This window comes from Rhodopila globiformis (genome assembly GCF_002937115.1).
GTDB lineage: Bacteria > Pseudomonadota > Alphaproteobacteria > Acetobacterales > Acetobacteraceae > Rhodopila > Rhodopila globiformis.
Map to the genome: position 1 here is coordinate 1 of NZ_NHRY01000154.1, position 5,572 is coordinate 5,572.

General features: G+C 64.4%; 4 protein-coding genes and 2 pseudogenes. All 6 read right to left on the minus strand.

Annotation, left to right across the window (positions count from 1 at the left end):
- Positions 1 to 218 precede the first annotated feature (218 nt).
- A complete protein-coding gene (locus CCS01_RS15160) occupies positions 219 to 1,838 on the minus strand; it encodes an IS66 family transposase (RefSeq protein ID WP_104519639.1) in 1,620 nt (539 codons plus the stop codon).
- Between the two features lie 414 nt (positions 1,839 to 2,252).
- A pseudogene (locus CCS01_RS15165) lies at positions 2,253 to 2,621 on the minus strand (transposase); the annotation flags it as partial.
- A gap of 7 nt (positions 2,622 to 2,628) precedes the next feature.
- Complete coding sequence (gene cydB / locus CCS01_RS15170) at positions 2,629 to 3,636, minus strand: cytochrome d ubiquinol oxidase subunit II (protein ID WP_104519641.1); 1,008 nt, start codon at positions 3,634 to 3,636, stop codon at positions 2,629 to 2,631.
- The gene (locus CCS01_RS15175; RefSeq protein ID WP_275112924.1) at positions 3,633 to 4,466 is read right to left on the minus strand and encodes a cytochrome ubiquinol oxidase subunit I; all 834 of its coding nucleotides are present in this window, start codon (positions 4,464 to 4,466) and stop codon (positions 3,633 to 3,635) included. The genes cydB and CCS01_RS15175 overlap by 4 nt, the downstream gene beginning before the upstream one ends.
- Before the next feature lie 72 nt (positions 4,467 to 4,538).
- Complete coding sequence (locus CCS01_RS15180; protein ID WP_104519643.1) at positions 4,539 to 4,730, minus strand: hypothetical protein; 192 nt, start codon at positions 4,728 to 4,730, stop codon at positions 4,539 to 4,541.
- Between the two features lie 253 nt (positions 4,731 to 4,983).
- A pseudogene (locus CCS01_RS35240) lies at positions 4,984 to 5,310 on the minus strand (transposase); the annotation flags it as partial.
- Positions 5,311 to 5,572 lie beyond the last annotated feature (262 nt).

A 5,572-nucleotide genomic window follows, 5' to 3' on the forward strand; every position in this document is an offset into this window, starting at 1 on the left:
CCGATCACCGCATCCAGATACGCCTCCAACCGGGCCTCGCTTGTCGGCGCTTGTCTTGCTCCTTGCTGTTCCATGCACCCTATGTGGGGTGGTTGTGGTCAATAGCTAGAGGATAGTGACACAGTAATATTAGTGCCTGTCCGGGAAGTTCACGTGTCTTTACAAAGCCTTCTGACCATCAGGCGTAACCGGGGCAAAACCCCGGGACCCGGCCCCGCTCAAGCCGGCTGGCCGCGGCAGCGGATGAGTTTGGCGAGGCGAGGCACGTCCGGGGCGCCGGGTACGCCGAGCCGGGCACCAAGGTAGTTCCAGAACGAGATCCCGAGCTTGCGGCAGGTCTTGCCGAGGCCGAGGAAGGCATCGCGGCAGTCACGACCGACGTCGGTCCTGGTGCCGCCGCTGACATGGCGCTTGGTCACCTGGCAGCGGATGTCGTTCTCCGAGCCGTTGGTGTGCAGTGGAATCTCCGGATGGTCGAGCACCTTCAGCAACTCGGCCTTGTTGGCGTGCAGCCGCCGCAGCAGCCGATCGAGGCTGGCAAAGCCGGTGCGGCGCTCAAAGATGCGGTCGAAGCGCGCCGGCAGCTCGCTGCGCCGTCGCGCCGTCGGCTTGGCCTGGTAAGCCTTGAGATCGGCATAGAACCACCAAATCAGGCCGCGAAGCGGACTGATGCCCAGCAAAGCGGTCAGCCGGCTCAGGCCGCGCACCTGCTGCTGCGCGGCGCGCTGCTGCTCGGTGAAGGTCTCCAGCTTGTGCACCAGCCGCTCGGCATGGATCCAGCACAGCGCGTGGTCGCCGACGTTGAACTGGCCGGCGTCGTCACTGACGATCACCGCCTCGTTGAGGAAGCCATGCGCGGCCACCGCCCCCCACAGCGCGCCCTCGGTGGCGACCTGCACCGGATTGGGGGTGACCGTAAGCGCGGTGAGGCCGAGCTGCTGCAGATGGCGCTGCCAGGCGGCCTGGTCGGCGAACTGGCGCTGCGCGTGCCCGGCCAACCGCCGCACCACCGGGCCGGACAAGCCATGCTCGCGCATGTACTCCAGCGCCGCGTCGTTGACGACGTAGTCGGTGTGGCCGGCGCGCAGCAGTTCGAGGAAGTTCTGCCGGCTCTTGCTGCCAGTGGTGCCGAACCAGGCGAAGTTGTCGTTGCCGATCTGCGTGCAGACGGCGTTGGCGCCGCGATGGCGCGCGCCGGTGTCGTCTGCGCTGATCCAGTCCGCCGCCGCCAGCCCCGCCTGCAGCACCTCCTGGTTCTCGCTCAGGAACGCGTCCTGCCGCTCGATCAGCAGGCGCATGACTTCGCGCTTGGAGATGTTGATGCCGATGGCCTGCAACTGGGCGAGCAACCGCTCCACCGTCACCTGGCCCTGGTGGTACTGCATCAGCACCCACCGCCGCAGCGCCGGGCCGAAGTGACCGCGGGTGCCTTCCGGCAGCGGTGCGACGATGGTCCGCCCGTCCGGCGTCAGCCAGCGCTCGCGGCGGTAGCGCACCACGCGCGCGCGGATCTCCAGCTCCTGCACCTGGTAGGTTTCGTAGCCCTTGAACTGCGAGCCGGGCGGCACCTCAATGCGCAGCACCTGGGTTTCAACCGCCACCCGCGGCACCACCTTGCCGCGGCGCCGGCCCGGCTTGGCGTGGCGCTTCGGCGTGGTCGCGTCCTCCATGCCGCTCGGCTTGATCGCCGGCCGGGCTTTCAGGCCCTTCAGCCGGGCGTTCTCGTCCCGCAGCGCGGCGATCAGTTGCTTCAGCGCGGCGTTCTCCTCGCGCAACGCCGCCACCTCGGCTTCGAGCTCGCAACGCGACAGGCTGGAGGGGGCGGCGGGGGCTGGCATGACCACAGCGACATTGTGGTCCGCCGCGTCAGTTCAAGCGGAAAATGCAGATCTGGCCCGGGGTTTTGCCCCGGTTACAGTTCGGTTACGCAACTCACTGGAAACATGGGATAAATCGTGATCTAAGGCCGCTTGTGGTGCAAAAGAGCGGATTTCCTGAGAGTCGGCCCACAGCAAGGCATTGATATAACGCGGACTTTTTCTGTCAGCGGCGGTTTTGGCACCACAAGAGCCTGAAAATCTGGCTTTTCTGTGCAATTTCAACGAGTTGCGTAACCGAACTGTAGAAGTCGGGTTTGACGTGCCGCTGCGGGATGGAATGCGGTGGGCCTCAGAAAGCGGCAAACGCCGCGCCGCTTACCGTCTCATACTCGGGCCGACCTTGTATCTTATATATAGTATAGTCCAGGTTATTCACCATCCGTGCCGGAGTGACTGCTGGTGCGCGCTGGGCGCTATGATGATCCAACGCGCCTGTTTCGTCGCGAGACAGGAACAGACGGGACAGGGGGCGGTGGCGGTTTCGGTGATACACGCGCCAATTTTGATCAGGTGCAGCCGCCGGGTGGTGAACTCGGCCGTGGCGAGAGACTGCTGACTGGGGATGGCGTCACGGATGCGCAACACCAGCCAATAGGCGGCTGTGTCCAGGATGCGGCGGACAGCGGCCGAAGGCCGCGTAAGCCACCGCGTGCAGGCCTGGTTGGCGACGGGCTCGCGGCGATTGGTGCGGTCGGAGGCAGGCTGGGCCTTGTGCAGCTTGATCAGGTCCTCCGCCTGGCCGTCGAATTCAATGATAGCCCACGTCGGCGCGCACCTTGCCGCGGAACACCCAGTACGACCAGCTTGAGTAGACAAGGATCACCGGCAGCAGGAACAGCGTGCCGACCAGGAGGAACGCCTGCGTGCCTGGCGAGGACGCGGCCTGCGTCAGCGTATAGTGATGCGGCACGATCATCGGCCAGAGGCTGATGGCGATGCCGGCATAGGACAGCGTGAACAGCCCAACGGCGCCGATGAAGCCACCGGATTGCGACACGCCATTCAGCGCCCGCCACGTACCCACGGCGACCAGGGCGGCCGCGATCGGCACCGGTGACAGAACGAGGATATTCGGCCAGGAGAACCAGCGCCTGGAAACTGCCTCGCTCATCAGCGGCGTCCAGATGCTGACCAGCAAAATCGCGATCGCCACGCCCACCAGGCAAATGCGGCCGTAGCGGCGCCCCCGCGCCTGGATGTCGTCCTCGGTCTTGAGCACCAGCCAGCCGGCACCCAGGAGCCCATAGCCGAAGACCAGGGCAATGCCGGTAAGAACCGAGAACGGCGTCAGGAAATCGAACTGGCTGCCGGCAAAGACACGGCCCTCGACCTTGAAGCCCTGGATGAACGCGCCGAGCATCATTCCCTGGGCCACGGTCGCGATCATCGAACCGTAGAAGAAGCCCTGATCCCAAAAGGTCTTGTGCTCGGCGTCGCGAAAGCGGAACTCGAAGGCGACGCCGCGGAACACCAACGCCAGCAGCATGATCAGGATGGGAAAATAAAGCGCCGGGATGATGATGGCGAAGGCGAGCGGAAAGGCCGCGAGCAGCGCGACGGCACCCAGTACCAGCCATGTCTCGTTGCCGTCCCAGACGGGCGCGATCGCATTCATCACGATGTTGCGGGATCTTGTGTCCGGCATCAGGCCGTAGAGCATGCCCACGCCCAGGTCGAAGCCGTCGAGCAGGACATAGAAAAAGATGCCGGCGCCCAGGATGATCGTCCAGACGGGCACGAAGTTCAGCGCGTTCATAGCGTCTTGCCCTCCGGCAGCAGCTCGACATTGACCGGCGCGCTCGGCCGGCCGCTCTCGATCGGCGCAACGGACTCCGGCGCCGTTGCCGGGCCATTGCGCACCAGCCGCGCCGCAATGACGGCCGCGGATGGGTAGATGATCAGGTAAACCGCCATGTAGGCCATCAACGACGCCAGCACGTCACCGCCGGTGAGCGAGGGCGGCGTCGAGTCGACGGTGCGCAGCATGCCGTAGACAGTCCAGGGCTGGCGGCCGACCTCCGTCGTCGTCCATCCGGCCAGCACGGCGACGAAGCCGAGCGGGCCCATCGCAAGGCAGAGGCGCAGGAACCAGGGACTGTCGAAAAGACGATGGCGATAGCGCAACCACCAGCTTGTCGCCACCACCGCCAGCATCAGGAACCCAATGCCGACCATGATGCGAAAGGCGAAGAAGGGAATCGCCACCGGCGGCCGATCCTCCGGCCTGAACGTCTTCAGGCCTTTGATCTCGCCGTGGAGACTATGGGTCAGGATGAGGCTGCCCAGATAGGGCACCTCGATCGCGTAACGATTGGTCTCGTTGGCGGGGTCCGGAATGGCGAACAGGGTGAGCGGAAAGGACGGCTGGGTATCCCAGCGCGCCTCGATGGCGGCAAGCTTCGCCGGCTGATACGCGGCCGTGTTGAGGCCGTGCTGGTCGCCCAGGAATATCTGCAGGGGAACCAGGAAGGTAAGCAGCCAGAGCGTCATCGACAGCATGACGCGGGCTTCTTCGATGGATCGGCCTTGGTGATGCAGGGTGCAGACACATGGCCAGCCTCGGGGTCCCAGGGAAAGGCCTACCAACGTCCCACCACCTCGGTCGGTCGCATTTCGCCAGCAGTGTCAAAAGTGCGGATGACCCCCAGATTTGTCACGCTACAGCAGCGTTTCATGAACGCACTCGATCCGGTTCATCGCCCGCGCGGCCGCCAGGACATGGGTGGAATCCGTGCGTTGTCGCCAGCCAGCCTTGAGCAGACGATGCGTCGCAGCGACTTCCAGGACCGCGTCCAGCAACAACATCTCGGCTGCTCCCGTGACCAGACGCGAGCGGAACTTGCTCAGCACCGCTCAGGTCTCCCCTCATATACCGCTCAGGTCTCCCCTCATATACCGCTCAGGTCTCCCCTCATATTAAGTCGGCGAATTCAGTTGGTTAGCTCGGACCGGCTGAAACGAAAAGACAGACGTGTTGACGCGTTGCAGGGCACGGCGCGATGTAGACACGAGTTGTTGCTTGGGCTGATAAGCAACGAGGCTGGGCTGACCAAGCGCAGTTGGCCGTGTCCAATTTGGCCCGTAACCAAAAATGAGGGGAGACCTGAGTCAGCACCGTACTGTCGAAGCCGGGGTCAGCAAGGGGCCGGCCGAGCAGGTACTTCCAATCAATCCGGCTGCGCACCGCATCGGCCGCCTGCCGGTCCGGCAACTCGTCTGCCAATTGCAGCAGGGTCACCAAGGCCAGCCGCCATGGCGCCTCGCCAGGTTGACCCTTGGCTGGGAAAAGATGGGCAAAGCGGCCATCGTCGAAGATCGGGCCAAGCTTGTCGCGCAGGCTCAGAAGCAGATTGCCGTGCGGAAACGCCAACCGCGCAACACGAGCCGTCTCGTCCGGTACCGGTAACGGTGATGCAGGGTGCAGACACATGGCCAACCTCGGGGTCCCCAGGGAAGGGCCTGTCAACGCCCCACCACCTCGGTCGGTCGCATTCCGCCAGCAGTGTCAAAAGCGCGGAAGAATACCAGATTGTCGCGCGGCAGCCTATGTCTCGCGGACATCGGCCCAGGGGATTCGCACTTCGAAAGTCCTTGACACGCGATTTGGACTTGCCCGACGCGGGCATGATCGACTCTTTGGCTGAGGGTGAGCACCACGATTGCGGGAGGCCCCCTTGGATCAGTTCATCGCC

What these genes read in the sequence shown, in the direction of transcription:
- CCS01_RS15160 (WP_104519639.1), bottom strand. Translation starts at nt 1,838, where the DNA reads ATGCCAGCCCCCGCCGCCCCCTCCAGCCTGTCGCGTTGCGAGCTCGAA.
- cydB (WP_104519641.1), bottom strand. Translation starts at nt 3,636, where the DNA reads ATGAACGCGCTGAACTTCGTGCCCGTCTGGACGATCATCCTGGGCGCC.